The organism is Mesorhizobium sp. L48C026A00 (genome assembly GCF_000502375.1).
Lineage (GTDB): Bacteria > Pseudomonadota > Alphaproteobacteria > Rhizobiales > Rhizobiaceae > Mesorhizobium > Mesorhizobium muleiense.
Window position 1 is genome coordinate 236,867 of the sequence record NZ_AYWU01000006.1, and the last position, 16,380, is coordinate 253,246.

A 16,380-nucleotide genomic window follows, 5' to 3' on the forward strand; every position below is an offset into this window, starting at 1 on the left:
CTGGCGTCACCGTCAAGGCTTCGACGGCGTCGATTACACGCGGTGATGTTTCGGCGAAGACGGTGACCATCGATGCATCGATGGTCAACTATCTCGCGGCACCGGTGATCTCCGGAAAAATCCGGGCCGACAGCGTCACCTCCGGCGACACCGTCATTCGCGGCATCGATGTCGATCTTACCCGTGACGGCGACTGGACCGGCTTTTCCGGCGGCGCCACCGTCAAGGACATTCCGGCCACGGCGGCCGGCCGCGTCAGGGTCGCCAATGGCACGACGACGGTTGAGCTCGCCTCCGGCCAGGCGACGATGCGCGGCATCAAGGCGGCGATCGCCCAGACCTCGACCATCACCATCGCCAACGGCACCACTAGCCTGGACAGGCTCGCACTCAACCTCGGCGGCGGCACGGCGACGGTTTCGGGCAAGGTCGGGGAGGCGCTCAATCTCAACGCGACGCTGGCGCGGGTGCCGATGTCGCTCGCAAACAGTTTCTCGCCCGGTCTCGATGCCGCCGGCACGATCTCGGGCACGGTGAAGGTGACGGGCGCGCCGGCCAATCCGGCCGTCGCCTTCAAGGTCGACGCCGCAGGCGTCCAGACGTCGCAGACCCGCGGCGCCGGTTTCGGCGGCATGGGCGTTTCGTCCTCCGGCACGTTTTCCGGCAACCGACTGACCTTCGAGGCCAACATGAGCGATGCCGCCGGTCTCGGCCTCAAGGGCGGCGGCACGATGACGACATCAGGCACGCCGACGGTTGATCTCGACTTTTCCGGCAAGGTGCCGTTCGCCTTCCTGACCCGGACACTGGCCGCACAAGGCTTGTCGTTGAGCGGCACGGCCGACGTCAATCTGAAGGTGCGCGGCCCCGCGACGGCGCCGGTGATCACAGGCACGGTCCGCACGTCAGGTGCCCGCCTGATCGATGCACGCTCGGGACTTGCAATCAACGACATCACCGCCGATGTGGCGATCGGCGATGGCGTCGCCAGGATCAACCGCCTGACCGGCAATTTGTCGACGCGCGGCAGCCTGTCGGCCAGCGGCACGGTCGGCATCAATCCGGCGCAAGGCTTTCCGGCCGACCTGTCGGTCAAGCTCGTCGACGGTCGCTACACCGACGGCAGGGTGGTCACCGCCAATCTCGGCGGCGACCTGACCATCAAGGGGCCACTCGCATCGGCGCCGTTGATCTCGGGTACGATCAACCTGGCCAAGACCGTCATCACCGTTCCCGAAAAGTTGCCGGGCTCGCTGGCGGCGCTCAACATCAGGCACAAGAACGCACCGGCCGCCGTGCGCGCGCAAGACAAGGCGTTGCGTCCGGCGACGGCGAGCAGCAGCAGCGGTGGTGGCGGCCTCAACCTCGATGTCACGGTCAACGCGCCCAGCCAGATCTTCATCCAGGGCAGGGGCGTCGATGCCGAGCTTGGCGGTTCGCTGCGGCTGACCGGCCCGGCATCGTCGCCGCAAGCGGTCGGCACCTTTGACTTGCAGCGCGGTCGGCTGTCGATCCTGGCCAAGCGGCTGACCTTCACCGAAGGCACGGTCGGCTTTTCGGGGTCGCTGGTGCCCTATCTCAATCTCACGGCGACATCGACGACGAGCAGCACCACCGTCACCATCGTGGTGTCGGGCGAGGCGACCAATCCGAAATTCAACTTCTCGTCGGTGCCGGCATTGCCAGAGGACGAGGTCCTGGCGCAACTGATTTTCGGCCGCTCGATGTCGAACCTGTCGCCCCTGCAGATCGCCCAGCTTGCCGAAGCCGCCGCGCAACTGGCCGGCATCGGCGGCTCGACCTCGCTGCTCCAGAACCTGCGCAGCGCCATCGGCGTCGACGATCTCGACGTCGTCACCGACGAGGAGGGCGGCACCGCGGTCTCGGCCGGCAAATATCTCAACGACCGCACCTATGTGACGATCCAGAAGGGCGACAAGCCGGGTTCGGGCAAGGCGGCGATCGATCTCGACGTCGGCCGCGGCGTCAAATTGCGCGGCGAAGCCACCGATGCCGGCGAAGCCAAGGGTGGCATTTTCTACGAACGCGAGTACTGAAGCCGGCCGGCGAGATAGGGTCCGGCAGTCCGACAGCCCTCGTCGCCGTATCGGCACTCATCCGAGATCGGCCGGCGCGGTGCAAAGCTTCGCGCATGACCGCGAGAATCGAAATCGATTTCGGCGCAAAATCAAACCGCTACAGCGTCCGTTGCGCGCCCGACGGGACGTGCGGCGCGGTAGTGAATGTCTCAGTTTGATCGATGCCGGAGATTCGAACGAAATCTGCCGGGCAATAGCAATTTTGCGCCAAGACTGTCGTTATCACGCGAACTGCTTCCCTTCCAAAGTTGCACATTCCTTGGCATGTTCCCAATCCGGTGCCGTTTTTGACATCACGGCCCGGATGCGGAATGGTAAAAGGCAGAAAGCCAACAATGGGAGTTCTCGATGACAATCTACAAGAGTAATGGCGACCGCGTTCCGGATCACATCCATGCGATGGCCCAGGAAGCCAGGGCCGGACGTGTCGATCGCCGCGAGTTTCTCGCTTTGGCCAGCGTCTTCGGCGCGTCCACGGCGATGGCCTATGGCATGCTCGGCCTCGCCGACCCGACGCCGGCGAGAGCGCAGGACGCGCAGGGCAAGAAAGGCGGCATACTGAAGGTCGCTATGTGGATCAAGGATCCGAAGGATCCGCGCAAGGCCGACTGGTCGGAGATCGCCAATGCCGAGCGCCAGGCGCTCGAGCCGCTGGTCAAGTACACGAACGAATACACGTTCCGCCCCTACCTGCTCGAGAGCTGGGACGTCAACGACGACGCCACCGAATACACGCTGCATGTGCGCAAGGGCGTCACCTGGAACAACGGCGATCCGTTCACCGCCGACGATGTCATCTTCAACTTCAAGCGTTGGGCCGACAAGAAGGCCGAAGGCAATTCCATGCCCGGTCGTCTCGGCTCGCTGGTCAAGGACGACAAGCTGGATGAGAGCGCCGTAACCAAGGTCGACGAACACACGGTCAAGTTGACGCTCAGCTCGCCGGATATCGCGCTCATCCCCAACGTGTGCGACTATCCCGGTCTCGTCGTCCACAAGACCTTCGACGAAAAGGGCGGCGATTTCAAAGCCTGCCCGATCGGCACCGGCCCATTTGAACTGGTCTCCTACGATGTCGGCCAGAAGGTCGTCTACAAACGCCGCGAAGACAACAAGTGGTGGGACGGTGAGGTGTTTCTCGACGGCGTCGAGTTCATCGACTATGGCACCGATCCGGCGGCGATGGTCAGCGCTTTCGAAGCCGGCGAAGTTCATACCAATTTCGAGACGTCGGCCGACTATGTGTCGATCCTCGATGGTGTCGACCTGGTCAAGTCCGAGGTGGTCACCGCTTCGACGATCGTCTGCCGCACCAATGTGACCAACAAGCCGTATGACGATCAGAAGGTTCGCAACGCGCTGCAGCTTGCGGTCGACAACGCTGTCGTCCTGCAGCTCGGCTACGGCAATGCCGGCACAGTTGCCGAAAACCACCATGTCTCGCCGATCCACCCGGAATACTTCGAGCTGGCGAAGATTGCCCGCGATCCGGCCAAGGCTAAGGCGCTGATGGCTGAAGCCGGCCAGGCCGACTTCGAGCACGAGCTGATCACGGTCGACGAAGACTGGCACAAGAACACCGGCGATGCGATCGCCGCGCAGATGCGCGACGCCGGCATCAAGGTCAAGCGTACGGTGCTGCCGGGCTCGACCTTCTGGAACGACTGGACCAAATACCCGCTGTCGATGACCAACTGGAACATGCGGCCGCTCGGCGTCCAGGTTCTGGCGATCGGCTATCGCACCGGTGAAGCCTGGAACGAGACGGGCTGGGCGAATGCGGAGTGGGATGCCAAGCTCAACGCGGCGCTCGCCGTTGCCGACCCCGCCAAGCGCAAGGAAATGATGAAGGACATCGAGCAGATCCTGCAAGATGCCGGCATCATCATCCAGCCCTACTGGCGCAAGCTCTACAGCCATTCGGTCGCTTCCGTTAAGAACTACGGCATGCACCCGACCTTCGAGCGCGACTACGGCAAGGTCTGGCTCGACGAGGAGGCCTGATCGGATCGATCGTGGAAGGGGCGGTTCGCCCCTTCCACCCACGCCATGCATGATCCCACAACCGCAGATCGGCGCAGAAAAAAAGCGCAGACTCTTCGGAAAGGGGCGTGCAATAAGACAGGGTTGATCGCATTCTGAGGGTCCGTTTGACAGCCAGCTCTGCCGATTGCGGCTGAGCTGGCTCCGAGCCGGCCTCAACCCCAACCAGCCGGCAGGGGACCGCCATGCTTTCTTTCATCCTTCGACGCCTCGTCACCATGGCATTGACGATGCTGTGCCTGACGATGGTCGTGTTCTTCCTGATCAATCTCGATCCCAATCTGAAAAAGCTGGCGATCAGCCAGACCGAAATGCACACCTCGGCCGAGCAGCTCGAAAACTGGCTTGTCAACCATGGCTACCGCCAGAATTTCTTTTCCCGCTATGGCCAATGGCTAGGCATCGTGCCCAAGCAGCCAGTCACAGACCCGGCAACCGGCAAACCCACGCGACGTTTTGCCTTCTGCAACGATCCTGTCGAGCCGACATTCTCCGGCGTTCTGCAGGGTGACTTCGGCTGCTCGACCAAGTTCAAGACGACGGTCGCGTCGAAGCTATTCCCGGCGCTTGGTGCTACCGGAATCCTGATGTTCTGGGTGCTTGTGGTGATGGTGCCGATCTCGCTGCTGATCGGCATCCTCGCCGGCATGCGCGAAGGCTCGCGAACCGACCGGACCTTGTCGGTCGCCTCGATCGCCTCGACGGCGACGCCCGAATATGTCTCGGGCGTCATTTTCACCGTCATCTTCGCCTCATGGCTCGGCCTGCTGAACGGTTCGGCGGCTTCCGCCAGCCGGGGCATCACCTTCTACAACTTCACCTTGCCTGTGATGACGCTGGCGATCTATGGCATCGGCTATATCGCCCGCATGACCCGCGCCTCGATGGTCGAGGTGATGACGCAGCAATATATCCGCACCGCCCGGTTGAAGGGCCTCTCCTTCGGCAGCGTCGTGGTCAAGCACGCGCTGCGCAACGCGCTGATCGCGCCATTCACCGTCATCATGCTGCAATTTCCCTGGCTGCTCACCGGCGTCGTCATCGTCGAGGTGATGTTCCGCTACCAGGGGTTTGGCTACACGCTGGTCGAGGCGGCCGGCAACAACGATATCGATCTTTTGCTCGGCTGCTCCCTGGTCTCGGTGTTCATCGTCCTGATCACGCAGCTCATTTCCGATGTCGGCTACGCGTTTCTCAATCCGCGTATCAGAGTTCAATAGGGGATCGAGCGGATGCAGCTTGAATACATCGGCGCCTTCAATGTCGTGCTCGGCGTGCTTGCGCGTTTCTGGCCGGTCTGGATCGCTCTCGTCCTGGTGATGGGGGCGAGCTTCGCCTACAAGAAGAGGCTTGGCCTCTACGGTCAGCTCTTCGACAGCAGCGTCGGCATCGTCGGCGTCGGCATCTGCCTGTTCTGGCTGTTCACGGCGATCTTCTCGTCGACCGTCTCGCCCTTCAATCCGCTTGTCCAGATCCCGATCATGAAGGACGCGCTGCCGGGCGCGGTCGAGCCGCAATCGGGACTTGTCTACCTGTTCGGCGGCGACAAGCTTGCCCGCGACGTGTTCAGCCGCATGGTCTACGGCAGCCAGATCGTGCTGATCATCGCGCCGGCGGCGACCGGTTTTGCGCTGATGGTCGGCATCACGCTCGGCCTGCCGGCCGGCTATTATGGCGGCAGGATCGATACGGTGCTGTCATTCCTCGCCAATCTGGTGCTCGCCTTCCCGGTGATCCTGCTGTTCTACCTCCTGGTGACGCCGGGCATCATGGAGACACCGATTCCCTATGCGATGGCCGGCCTGTTCTTCATGTTTCCGATCATCTTCTTCAGCGTGCTGTTCTGGACGCGCTACAAGAAACGGCCCGACCGGCTTTACATCCTCCTGGGGCTGACTCTGATCGTTGGCGGCTGGGTCTATGCCGGCCTGGTCTTCGATGCCGATCCGTTCAGGATCATCCATATCGATCCCAACCAGCTCAACATCTTCGTGGCGGTGGTGTTCGCCTCCAGCCCCGGCGTGTTCCGCATCGTGCGCGGCCTGGTCATGGACATCAAAACGCGCGACTATGTGGCGGCGGCGCAGACGCGCGGTGAATCGCCCTGGTACATCATGCTGTGGGAGATCCTTCCCAACGCACGCGGGCCGCTGATCGTCGATGCCTGCCTGCGTATCGGCTACACCACGATCCTGCTCGGCACGCTCGGCTATTTCGGCCTGGGGCTGGCGCCCGAGAGCCCGGACTGGGGCACTGCGATCAAGGATGCCAGCCGGCTGCTGCGCTCCTTCATCCATCCGGCGCTGCCGCCGACGATCGCGCTGATGTCGTTCGTGCTGGGCCTTAACCTGCTGGCCGACTCGCTGCGTGAGCAATCGATGAAAGATTGATGGACGGGTTCTCGACCCGATATGCTGAAAGAACAAGGATTGGAGCGACCCATGAATGAGGCAGTTCGAAATCCCCCCAAGCCGACCAACGGGCCGACCAACGGGCCGATCATCGAGATCGAGAACCTGTCGATCTCCTTCTTCACCCGCAAGGGCGAGATACCGGCCGTCATGGATTTTTCCTGCACGGTCATGCCTGGCGAAGCGATGGGCATCGTCGGCGAATCCGGCTGCGGCAAGTCGACCGTGTCGCTCGGCATCATGCGCGACCTCTCCAACATCGGAAAGATCGTCGGCGGCCGGATAAAATTCCAGGGCAAGGACATGGGCGAGCTGTCCGACGAGGAACTGCGCGCCATCCGCGGCAACAAGATCGCGATGATCTACCAGGAGCCGATGGCCAGCCTGAACCCGGCGATGAAGGTCGGCCAGCAACTGATGGAAGTGCCGCTGATCCACGACAAGGTGTCGAAGGAAGAGGCTTACAGGCGCGCGCTGGAAATGGTGCGCGCGGTCAGGCTGCCCGATCCGGAGCGCATGATGCGCTCCTTTCCGCACCAGCTTTCCGGCGGCCAGCAACAGCGCATCGTCATCGCCATGGCGCTGCTGTCGAAGCCGGCGCTGCTGCTGCTCGACGAGCCGACGACGGCGCTCGACGTGACGGTCGAAGCCGGCATCGTCGACCTGGTCAAGGGGCTCGGCGAGAAGTTCGGCACCTCGATGATCTTCGTGTCGCACAATCTCGGCCTGATCCTGGAAACCTGCGACCGCATCACGGTGATGTATTCGGGCGAAGCGGTGGAGACCGGCAAGATCAAGGACGTCTTCGACCGGATGCGCCATCCCTACACGCAAGGCCTGTTCCGCTCGATCCCGCTGCCCGGCGCCGACAAGAATTCGCGGCCTCTGATCTCAATCCCAGGGCAATTGCCGCTGCCGCATGAGCGGCCGAAGGGCTGCAATTTCGGCCCCCGCTGCCACCATTTCGTCGAGGGCGTCTGCAACGCTGCAGAAATCCCGATGATCGCGGTCGACGGCCATGAAGGCCATTTTTCGCGTTGCGTGCGCTTCAACGAGATCGACTGGGAAGCGCTGCCGCCCGGCGCCAAGAAGGTCAACGAGCGCGTCGAGCCCGGTGCGCCGGTGCTCAAGATCGAGGATCTCAGAAAGTACTACAAGGTCGGCGGCAGCGAGGTGTTCGGCTCGAGCGAGGGCCGCGTCGTCAAGGCCAACGAGACGATCTCCTTCATGGCGCGCGAATCCGAGACCGTCGCCATCGTCGGCGAGTCCGGCTGCGGAAAGTCGACGCTGGCCAAGGTGCTGCTCGGACTGGAGACGGCAAGCTCCGGCAGCGTGACGCTCGGCAACCAGCAGATCCAGTCGATCGGGGTCGAGAACCGCAGCGTCGAGACGGTGTCGTCGATCCAGATGGTGTTCCAGAATCCGTTCGACACGCTCAATCCCAGCCATACGGTCGGCTCGCAGATCATCCGCACGCTGGAAAAATTCAATGTCGGCAACACCGTTGCCGATCGCCGCAAGCGCATGCTGGAACTGCTCGACCTGGTGAAGCTGCCGCGGGCGTTCGAGACCCGCAAGCCGCGCCAGCTTTCCGGCGGCCAGAAGCAGCGCATCGGCGTGGCGCGGGCTTTTGCCGGCGATGCCAAGGTGGTGGTGGCCGACGAGCCAGTCTCGGCGCTCGACGTGTCGGTGCAGGCGGCGGTGACCGAACTGTTGATGGACATCCAGCGCAAGAACAAGACGACGATGCTGTTCATCAGCCACGACCTGTCGGTGGTGCGCTACATCGCCGACCGCGTCGTCGTCATGTATCTCGGCTATATCGTCGAGCAGGGCACGACCGACCAGATCTTTTCGCCGCCCTATCATCCCTATACCGAGGCGCTGCTGTCGGCGATCCCGATCGCCGATACCAGCGTGATCAAGAAGCACATCGTGCTGGAGGGCGACATCCCGTCGGCGATGAACCCGCCAACCGGCTGCCCGTTCCAGACCCGCTGCGGCTACAAGAAGCTGGTGCCGGACAATCTTTGCGAGACGCAGGTGCCGCCGGTCAAGCATCTCGGCGACGGTCATATGAGCCTGTGCTGGCTTGCCGACGACGTGCTGGCGAAAATGGAGCCGGTGATCAAGTTCGACAAGGAGCATGCCGCCAATGAAGGCGTGCCCGACGACGCGCCGCAAGGCATCGGTCCGGGCTTTGCCGGCGCTCCGCCGCAGCGTCCGCACGGCAAGAGGCCGAAGCTGACGGACGATTAGATCCGTGGCGCCATCAACGCGCGCATTGGCGTAGCTGCGCGGCGTAGTCCCGAGCCATCTGCTCCGTGGCCCGCGCATAGCGCTGCACGCCGGCATCGCCGCGGTTGCCGCGGCCATAGGCCGTCCAGCCGAGATAATAGGCCAGATAGAGATTGTAGGTGTCGTTGCGGGCGACGCCGAGCGTGTCTGATGTCTTGGAATGATACCAGCCGACGAAATCGACGGCATCGGCGAAGCTGGTGCGGCGCGCCGCCCAACTGCCGGTCTCGCTCTGATATTGCGCCCAGGTGCCGTCAAGCGCCTGCGAGAAGCCGGTGGCGCTGGAGGCACGTTTCCAGGGAATGAAGCCGAGCAGCTTCTTGCGCGGCGGCCTGGCGTTGCTCTTGAAGCCGGATTCCTTGCGCACCGTCGCCATCAGCACCGGAACCGGCACGCCGTGCTTCTGTTCGGCGCGTTCGGCCGCCGCCTGCCAGTTGTCGAACCAGCCGTCATTCTGGTCGAAGACAGCGCAGACATTGTTGATATGGCTCGGCGGCGTCGCGCAGGCCGACAGCGCCAGCAACACGGTAACGGCTACAATTTTGCGAAAACTCGACCTACCCATTGGAAGAGGATTAGGCCGGAATCATAAAGGGAATCTTGCAGCGTTCCTTAACGGCTGATCGGCCGCTTTGGCCGCGACACAGCGAGGATAGATATTCCGACGTTTTCCGTCGCTTTTGTCGGCATGAAATCCCAAAATGCCGCCTTGGCTAAAATCGCGCCCGCAGGTGGCGGATTTCTGACAGCCCGATCGTCGTGCCGGCGCTTTGATGCGCCGCATGACCGAACCGAGACGCAAGCGCGGCGCCGAGCGAACCAGCAACAGGGGACCGGCCGCCATCCCGCAACTGCCGTTGCGCCGCGTGACAAATCCCTATCCGCCGATGGCGATGCTCTCGGCCGACCAGATCGAGGCGATCCACCAGGCGTCGATGCACATTCTGGAGAATTTCGGCATCGAGGTGATGAGCCCGCGGGCGCTTTCGCTGTTCGAGAAGGCCGGCGCCAAGGTCGATCATGCGTCGATGACTGTCCGCATCGAGCGCGGCATGGTCGACGAGGCACTGAAGACGACGCGGTCCAGCTATACGCTGACGCCGCGCAACCCAGCCCACACAGTCCATCTCGGCGGCAACACCATCAATTTTACGCTCGTCGCCGGACCGCCGAACGTGCATGACATGGAACGCGGCCGGCGCGCCGGCAATTTGCGCGACTATTGCGATCTCACCCGGCTGGCGCAGCATTTCAACTGCATCCACATGCTCGGCAACCAGGTCTGCGCACCGGTGGAACTGCCGGCCAATTCACGCCACCTCGACACCTATTTCGCCAATCTGACGCTGACCGACAAGAGTTTTCACGTCTCGGCGATCGGCCGCGGCAGGGCGCTGGATGGCATCGAAATGATGGCGATTTCGCGGGGCTTGAGCCTCGACCAGATGCGCGACGATCCCGGCGTCACCACCATCATCTCGGTCAACTCGCCGCGCCGCTTCGACGAGATGATGGCCGAAGGGCTGATGACCATGGCCGAGTTCGGCCAGTCGGTTGCGGTGACGCCGTTCACGCTGATGGGGGCGATGAGCCCGGTGACGCTTGCCGGCGCGCTGGCGCAACAGAACGCCGAGGCGCTGTTCGGCGTGGTCTTGACGCAGCTTGTCCGCCCTGGCGCCCCGGTCATGTATGGCGCCTTCACCTCCAATGTCGACATGAAGTCCGGTGCGCCGGCCTTTGGCACGCCGGAGAACACCAAGGCCAACATCGCCTCCGGGCAATTGGCGCGGCGCTATGGACTGCCCTACCGGACGACGCCGGGCTCGGCCTCCAACGCCGCCGACGCGCAAGGCGCCTATGAGACGCTGATGGCGCTGTGGGGCGCGGTGCTCGGCCACGGCAATCTCGTCTACCACGCAGCCGGCTGGCAGGAGGGCGGGCTGACCGCATCGTTCGAAAAGTTCATCATCGACGTCGAGATGATCCAGCACATGATGGAGTTTTTGCGTCCGATCGAAGTCAACGAGGCGGAACTCGCCGTCGAGGCGCTGGGTGCGGTGCCGACCGGCGGCCATTTCTTCGGCGAGCCGCACACGCTGGAGCGCTATGCAACCGCCTTCTACCAGCCGATGCTCTCGAATTGGCAGAACTACGAGGCCTGGCAGGAGGCCGGCGGGCTAGACGCCACGGCGCGGGCGACGCGGCTGTGGAAGAAAGCGCTGGAGGATTATGTCGAACCGACGATTGATATTGCCGTGCTAGAGGCGCTGGAGGCGTATGTGGCCAGGCGCAAGGAAGCGATCGGGCAGGGCGAGCCGTGAAAGCTGGTGATCCGTCCAACACCCCTCATCCGGCTTGGCGCTTCGCGCCAATCCACCTTCTTCCACAAGGGGAGAAGGGAGAGCGCCCGACCTTCTCCCCTTGTGGGAGAAGGTGGCCGAGCGAAGCTCGGTCGGATGAGGGGTGTTGGACGGATCGCGACGTCATTCCGGTTTCCTCCNGGTGGCCGAGCGAAGCTCGGTCGGATGAGGGGTGTTGGACGGATCGCGACGTCATTCCGGTTTCCTCCCGCACCGATTCATCTCACCCCTCCAACTCCCTGAAATAACGAGAAAAACCTATGAAATCGCATGCGAAGGTCGTGGTCATTGGCGGAGGCGTTGTCGGCTGTTCGGTGCTGTTCCATCTCGCCCGTCACGGCTGGACCGACATTGTGCTTCTGGAGCGCGACGAGCTGACTTCCGGCTCGACCTGGCACGCGGCCGGCGGCATGCACACGATCAATGGCGATCCCAACGTCGCCAAGCTGCAGAAATACACGATCTCGCTCTACAAGGAGATCGAGGAGCTGTCCGGCCAGGCGACCGGCGTGCATCTGACCGGTGGCGTGCTTTTGGCGGCGACCGAGGCGCGGCTCGACTGGCTGCGCGGCGTTGTCGCCAAGGGCCGCTATCTCGGCATCGACCTCGAGGAGATCTCGCCTGATGAGGCGGCCGAGTTGATGCCGCTGCTCGACCCGAAACAGTTCGTCGGCGCGGTGCGCAACAAGGAGGACGGTCATCTCGACCCGTCCGGCGTCACCCACGCCTATGCCAAGGCGGCCAGAAAACTTGGCGCCGAGGTCGAGCGCTTCACCAAGGTCGAGGATATCGTGCGCCGCGCCGACGGGTTGTGGCGGATCATCACCAACAAGGGCGAGGTGGTGGCCGAGCATGTCGTCAACGCCGGCGGCCTGTGGGCGCGCGAGGTCGGCCGCATGGTGGGCCTCGAACTGCCGGTGCTGGCCATGGAGCACATGTACCTGATCACCGAGGACATGCCGGAGGTCGCCGCCTGGAACCAGAAGACCGGCACGGAGATCATCCACGCGGTCGATTTCGACGGCGAGCTCTATCTGCGCCAGGAGCGCGGCGGCATGCTGATGGGCACCTATGAGAAGGCCAACAAGCCATGGTCCGAGCTCCAGACACCGTGGAATTTCGGCCACGAGCTTCTCGAGCCCGACATCGACCGCATCGCGCCGTCATTGGAAGTCGGGTTTCGGCATTTCCCGGCCTTCCAGAACACCGGAATCAAGCAGATCATCAACGGCCCCTTCACCTTCGCGCCCGACGGCAACCCGTTGGTCGGGCCGGTGCGCGGCCTGCCTGGCTTCTGGGTCGCCTGCGGCGTCATGGCCGGCTTTTCGCAGGGCGGCGGTGTTGGCCTGGCGCTGTCGAACTGGATGATCGAGGGCGATCCCGGCGCCGACATCTGGGCGATGGACGTCTCTCGCTACGGCGACTGGGCAACGATGGCCTACACCAACGCCAAGGTGCGCGAGAATTATTCGCGGCGTTTTTCCATCCGCTTCCCCAATGAGGAACTGCCTGCCGGGCGGCCGCTCAAGACCACGCCGGTCTACGACCTTTTGTCGGCGAAGGGCGCGCAGTGGGGCGTGGCCTATGGGCTGGAAGTGTCGTTGTGGTATGCGCCCGAAGGCGTCAGGGACGAGTTCTCGTGGCGGCGCTCGAGCGATTTCGAGCATGTCGCAAAAGAGGTGAGGACGGTGCGGACAAGTGTCGGCCTGTCGGAAATCTCGTCCTTCGCCAAATACAGGGTGACGGGCGCGGGCGCGGCGGCCTGGCTCGACCGCCTGCTTGCCTGCAAGCTGCCAAAGCCCGGCCGCATGACGCTGGCGCCGATGCTGAAGCAAGACGGCAGGCTGATCGGCGACTTTTCGCTGGCCAATCTCGGCAGCGGCAATTCCAGCGGGGAGGGCTGGTTCCTCGCCGGCTCCGGCATTGCCGAGCAGTATCACATGCGCTGGTTCGAGGCGCATCTGCCGCAAGATGGCTCGGTCCATATCGAGGCGCTGGGGGCGAGATTGACGGGCCTGTCGATTGCCGGTCCGAGGGCGCGGGACGTGCTGGCAAAAGCCACGAGGGCGGATGTGTCGAATGCGGCGTTTCCGTTCATGGCGACGGCCAGGATGGATATCGGCATGGCGCCGTGCCTGGTCGGCCGCGTCAGCTACACCGGCGACCTCGGCTATGAGATCTGGGTGACGCCGGAATATCAGCGTGCCGCGTACCAGACCCTGATGGCGGCCGGCGAAGACTTCGGCATCGGCCTGTTCGGCGCGCGCGCGCTCAACGCGCTGCGGCTGGAGAAGAATTACGGCTCGTGGGCGCGCGAATACCGGCCGATCTACGGACCGCTGGAGGCCGGGCTCGACCGTTTCGTCGCCTATGGGAAAGAAACCGATTTCATCGGCAAGCAGGCGGCACTGGCCGAGCGCCAGCAAGGCGGCAAGCTGCGGCTGCGCGCCTTTGTCGTCGATGCGGCAGACGCCGACGTCATCGGCGACGAGCCGATCTGGTTCGACGGCGCCGTGCGCGGCTGGGTCACGTCAGGCGGCTACGCACATCATTCGAAGACGTCGGTGGCGATGGGCTATGTGCCGAAGGAGATCGCCGACGAGGCCGATGGTTTCGAGATCGAGCTCCTGGGCAAGCGCTACACCGCCCGGGTGCAGCCGACGCCGCTGTTCGACGCGAATCTCGTGCGGATGCGCGGGTGAGGGCGCTGCCATTGCGCGGGGCCGGCGGGACAGCGCCCCCTCTGTCCGGCAGGACAGAGGGGGGCGCGAAGGATCGCCCACTTCGACAAGCATGACGCCGGCCCAGCTACCGCACCGGCGCCGTTAGCGCGAAATGAGCACCCTGTGGATCCGTGCACATCACGATCCAGCCGCCGCCGGGAACCTCCATCGGTCCCATCAGGATCGTGCCGCCATTATCGGTGACACGCTTGGCCGCCGCGTCGATTGCGGGGACATTGAAATAGAACTGCCAGACCGGCACCGGAACCTGCTCGGGCTTGTTCATCATGCCGCCGACAGGTTCGCCGCCGGCGGCAAACAGCTGGTAGGTGCCCATCGGCCCCATATCCATGACGTCGCCCTTGGTCCAGCCGAATTGCCCGGCATAGAAATCGAACGCGGCGCGCCAGTCGGTCGTGTAGAGTTCATGCCAGCCGATATTGCCGGGAGTGGTAGCCGGCAATGGCGGCTGGTCAGGGCCAATCGGCTGCAGGAAGTTGAAGACCGCGCCTTGCGGATCGGCGACGACGGCAAAGCGGCCGACGCCCGGAATGTCATCGGGTTCGCGGTGAACCGTACCGCCGGCCTCCTTCAGCGATTTCGTCGAAGCATCGACATCCCCGGTATGGATGTAACCGACCCAGGCCGGCGGCATGCCCGTCTTGCGCACTTCGTCCGGCTGCGTCATCAGCCCGCCGACGCCGCGCTCGCCGACATTCATGACGATATAGCGCGGCATGCCGGGCGCGCCGTCGAAGGGCTGCGCCTTCCAGCCGACCACGTCGTTGTAGAACGCTTCGGCAGCGTCGAGATCGGTGGTCATCAGCTCGTACCAGAAGAAGGACGTCGGGGAGTTTGGCATTGTCGTGCTCCTTGGGTTTCCAGTCAGCGATCATGCGTGATCCATCTAGGACGATCTTCGCGACGGAATTCCGACAGCCAAGGCCAATATAGAAAACATGAGTATTTATATCATGTTTTTGTTGTGGCTTTTCAGCAGCTTGCCTCGAAAATTGACCAATTGATAAAAAAACAAAACGTGCTAGCCTTCCGCAAAACAACAAGGAATGGGGAAGCGGAATGGCGACTGGTCATTTCAAGCAGGGCATTGCCGGCGGCCGGCTTTCGCCTGAGCAATACGCCGATAATTTTTCCGACCTGCATCCGCCGCTCGATCATCACGAGGCGCTGGTCGAGTCCGATCGCTGCTATTTCTGCTACGATGCGCCGTGCATGAACGCGTGCCCGACCTCGATCGACATCCCGCTGTTCATCCGCCAGATCTCGACCGGCAATCCGATCGGCTCGGCAAGGACGATTTTCGACCAGAACATTTTGGGCGGCATGTGCGCCCGCGTCTGCCCGACCGAGACGCTGTGCGAAGAGGTCTGCGTGCGCGAAGTGGCGGAAGGCAAGCCGGTGCAGATCGGCCGCCTGCAGCGTTATGCCACCGATGTCGCGATGGCTGAGAACAAGCAGTTCTATGCGCGCGCCGCTCCGACCGGCACGACGGTCGCCGTGGTCGGCGCCGGACCGGCCGGGCTTGCCGCCGCCCATCGGCTCGCCCGCCACGGTCACGACGTGACCATCCTCGAGGCCCGCCCGAAAGCCGGCGGTCTCAATGAATACGGCATCGCCGCTTACAAGAGCATCGACAATTTTGCCCAGGCCGAGGTCGAGTATGTCATTTCGATCGGCGGCATCGACATCCAGAACGGCAAGGCGCTTGGCCGCGATTACCAGCTGTCGGACCTGACCAGGAATTACGATGCAGTGTTCCTCGGCATGGGGCTTGGCGGCGTCAACGCGCTGCGCGCCGACGGCGAGGACGCGCAAGGCGTCACCAATGCGGTGGAGTTCATTGCGGAGCTTCGCCAGGCCAGCGATCTTGCCAGCCTGCCGGTCGGCCGGCGTGTCGTCGTCATCGGCGGCGGCATGACGGCGATCGACGCGGCGGTGCAATCAAAACTGCTCGGCGCCGAAGAGGTGACGATCTGCTACCGGCGCGGCCAGGAGCACATGAACGCTTCCGAATTCGAGCAGGACCTGGCCGCCGCCAACGGCGTCATCATCCGTCACTGGCTGCAGCCGAAACGGGTTATTGCCGAAGGCGGCAAGGTCAGCGCCATCGAGCTCGAATATACGGCGATGGAAGGCGACAAGCTCGTCGGCACCGGTGAGCGGCTGACGCTCACCGCCGACCAGGTGTTCAAGGCGATCGGCCAGAGCTTTGTCCCAGCTGCGCTCAACGGCAGCGGCGCCTTGCTGGCGCTGGAAGCCGGCCGCATCAAGGTCGACGCCGAAGGCCGCACCTCGCTGCCAAACGTATGGGCCGGCGGCGACTGCATCTATGGCGGCGACGACCTCACCGTCTCGGCAGTCGCGCAAGGGCGCGACGCGGCCGAATCGATCCACCGGGCACTGACCTCGAATGGGAGGGCATGAG

At 63.5% G+C, this 16,380-nt stretch carries 10 protein-coding genes; 8 read left to right on the forward strand and 2 right to left on the reverse strand.

Translation table 11 applies throughout. The annotated features are described in order from the left end of the window. Positions 1-731 precede the first annotated feature (731 nt). From X738_RS89685 to X738_RS55180, 5 genes are all read left to right on the forward strand, one after another. The gene (locus X738_RS89685; protein WP_441295544.1) at positions 732-2,057 is read left to right on the forward strand and encodes a translocation/assembly module TamB domain-containing protein; all 1,326 of its coding nucleotides are present in this window, start codon (positions 732-734) and stop codon (positions 2,055-2,057) included. A gap of 390 nt (positions 2,058-2,447) precedes the next feature. Further along, positions 2,448-4,103: an ABC transporter substrate-binding protein gene (locus X738_RS55165; RefSeq protein WP_023798676.1), complete on the forward strand. Its 1,656-nt coding sequence runs from the start codon at positions 2,448-2,450 to the stop codon at positions 4,101-4,103. A 224-nt stretch (positions 4,104-4,327) separates the two neighbouring features. Further along, positions 4,328-5,362, forward strand: a complete 1,035-nt coding sequence (locus tag X738_RS55170) for an ABC transporter permease (RefSeq protein WP_023798677.1) — start codon at positions 4,328-4,330, stop codon at positions 5,360-5,362. Positions 5,363-5,374: 12 nt separating this feature from the next. Then, a complete protein-coding gene (locus X738_RS55175; protein ID WP_023798678.1) occupies positions 5,375-6,532 on the forward strand; it encodes an ABC transporter permease in 1,158 nt (385 codons plus the stop codon). A 51-nt stretch (positions 6,533-6,583) separates the two neighbouring features. Continuing rightward, on the forward strand, positions 6,584-8,812 hold the full coding sequence (locus X738_RS55180; RefSeq protein WP_023798679.1) for a dipeptide ABC transporter ATP-binding protein: 2,229 nt from the start codon (positions 6,584-6,586) through the stop codon (positions 8,810-8,812). Positions 8,813-8,825: 13 nt separating this feature from the next. On the opposite strand, the gene X738_RS55185 is transcribed toward X738_RS55180, so the two are convergent. After that, the gene (locus X738_RS55185; RefSeq protein ID WP_023798680.1) at positions 8,826-9,416 is read right to left on the reverse strand and encodes a transglycosylase SLT domain-containing protein; all 591 of its coding nucleotides are present in this window, start codon (positions 9,414-9,416) and stop codon (positions 8,826-8,828) included. A gap of 217 nt (positions 9,417-9,633) precedes the next feature. Here X738_RS55185 and X738_RS55190 point away from each other — a divergent pair, with 217 nt between their 5' ends. Together X738_RS55190 and X738_RS55195 are read left to right on the forward strand one after the other, a co-directional pair. Beyond that, on the forward strand, positions 9,634-11,172 hold the full coding sequence (locus tag X738_RS55190; RefSeq protein ID WP_023798681.1) for a trimethylamine methyltransferase family protein: 1,539 nt from the start codon (positions 9,634-9,636) through the stop codon (positions 11,170-11,172). Between the two features lie 299 nt (positions 11,173-11,471). Continuing rightward, on the forward strand, positions 11,472-13,913 hold the full coding sequence (locus X738_RS55195; RefSeq protein ID WP_023798682.1) for a GcvT family protein: 2,442 nt from the start codon (positions 11,472-11,474) through the stop codon (positions 13,911-13,913). Positions 13,914-14,019: 106 nt separating this feature from the next. Here X738_RS55195 and X738_RS55200 read toward each other — a convergent pair whose 3' ends face one another. Continuing rightward, positions 14,020-14,796, reverse strand: a complete 777-nt coding sequence (locus X738_RS55200; RefSeq protein ID WP_023798683.1) for a VOC family protein — start codon at positions 14,794-14,796, stop codon at positions 14,020-14,022. Between the two features lie 218 nt (positions 14,797-15,014). On the opposite strand from X738_RS55200, the gene X738_RS55205 reads away from it, so the two are divergent. Beyond that, complete coding sequence (locus X738_RS55205) at positions 15,015-16,379, forward strand: NAD(P)-dependent oxidoreductase (protein WP_023798684.1); 1,365 nt, start codon at positions 15,015-15,017, stop codon at positions 16,377-16,379. Position 16,380 lies beyond the last annotated feature (1 nt).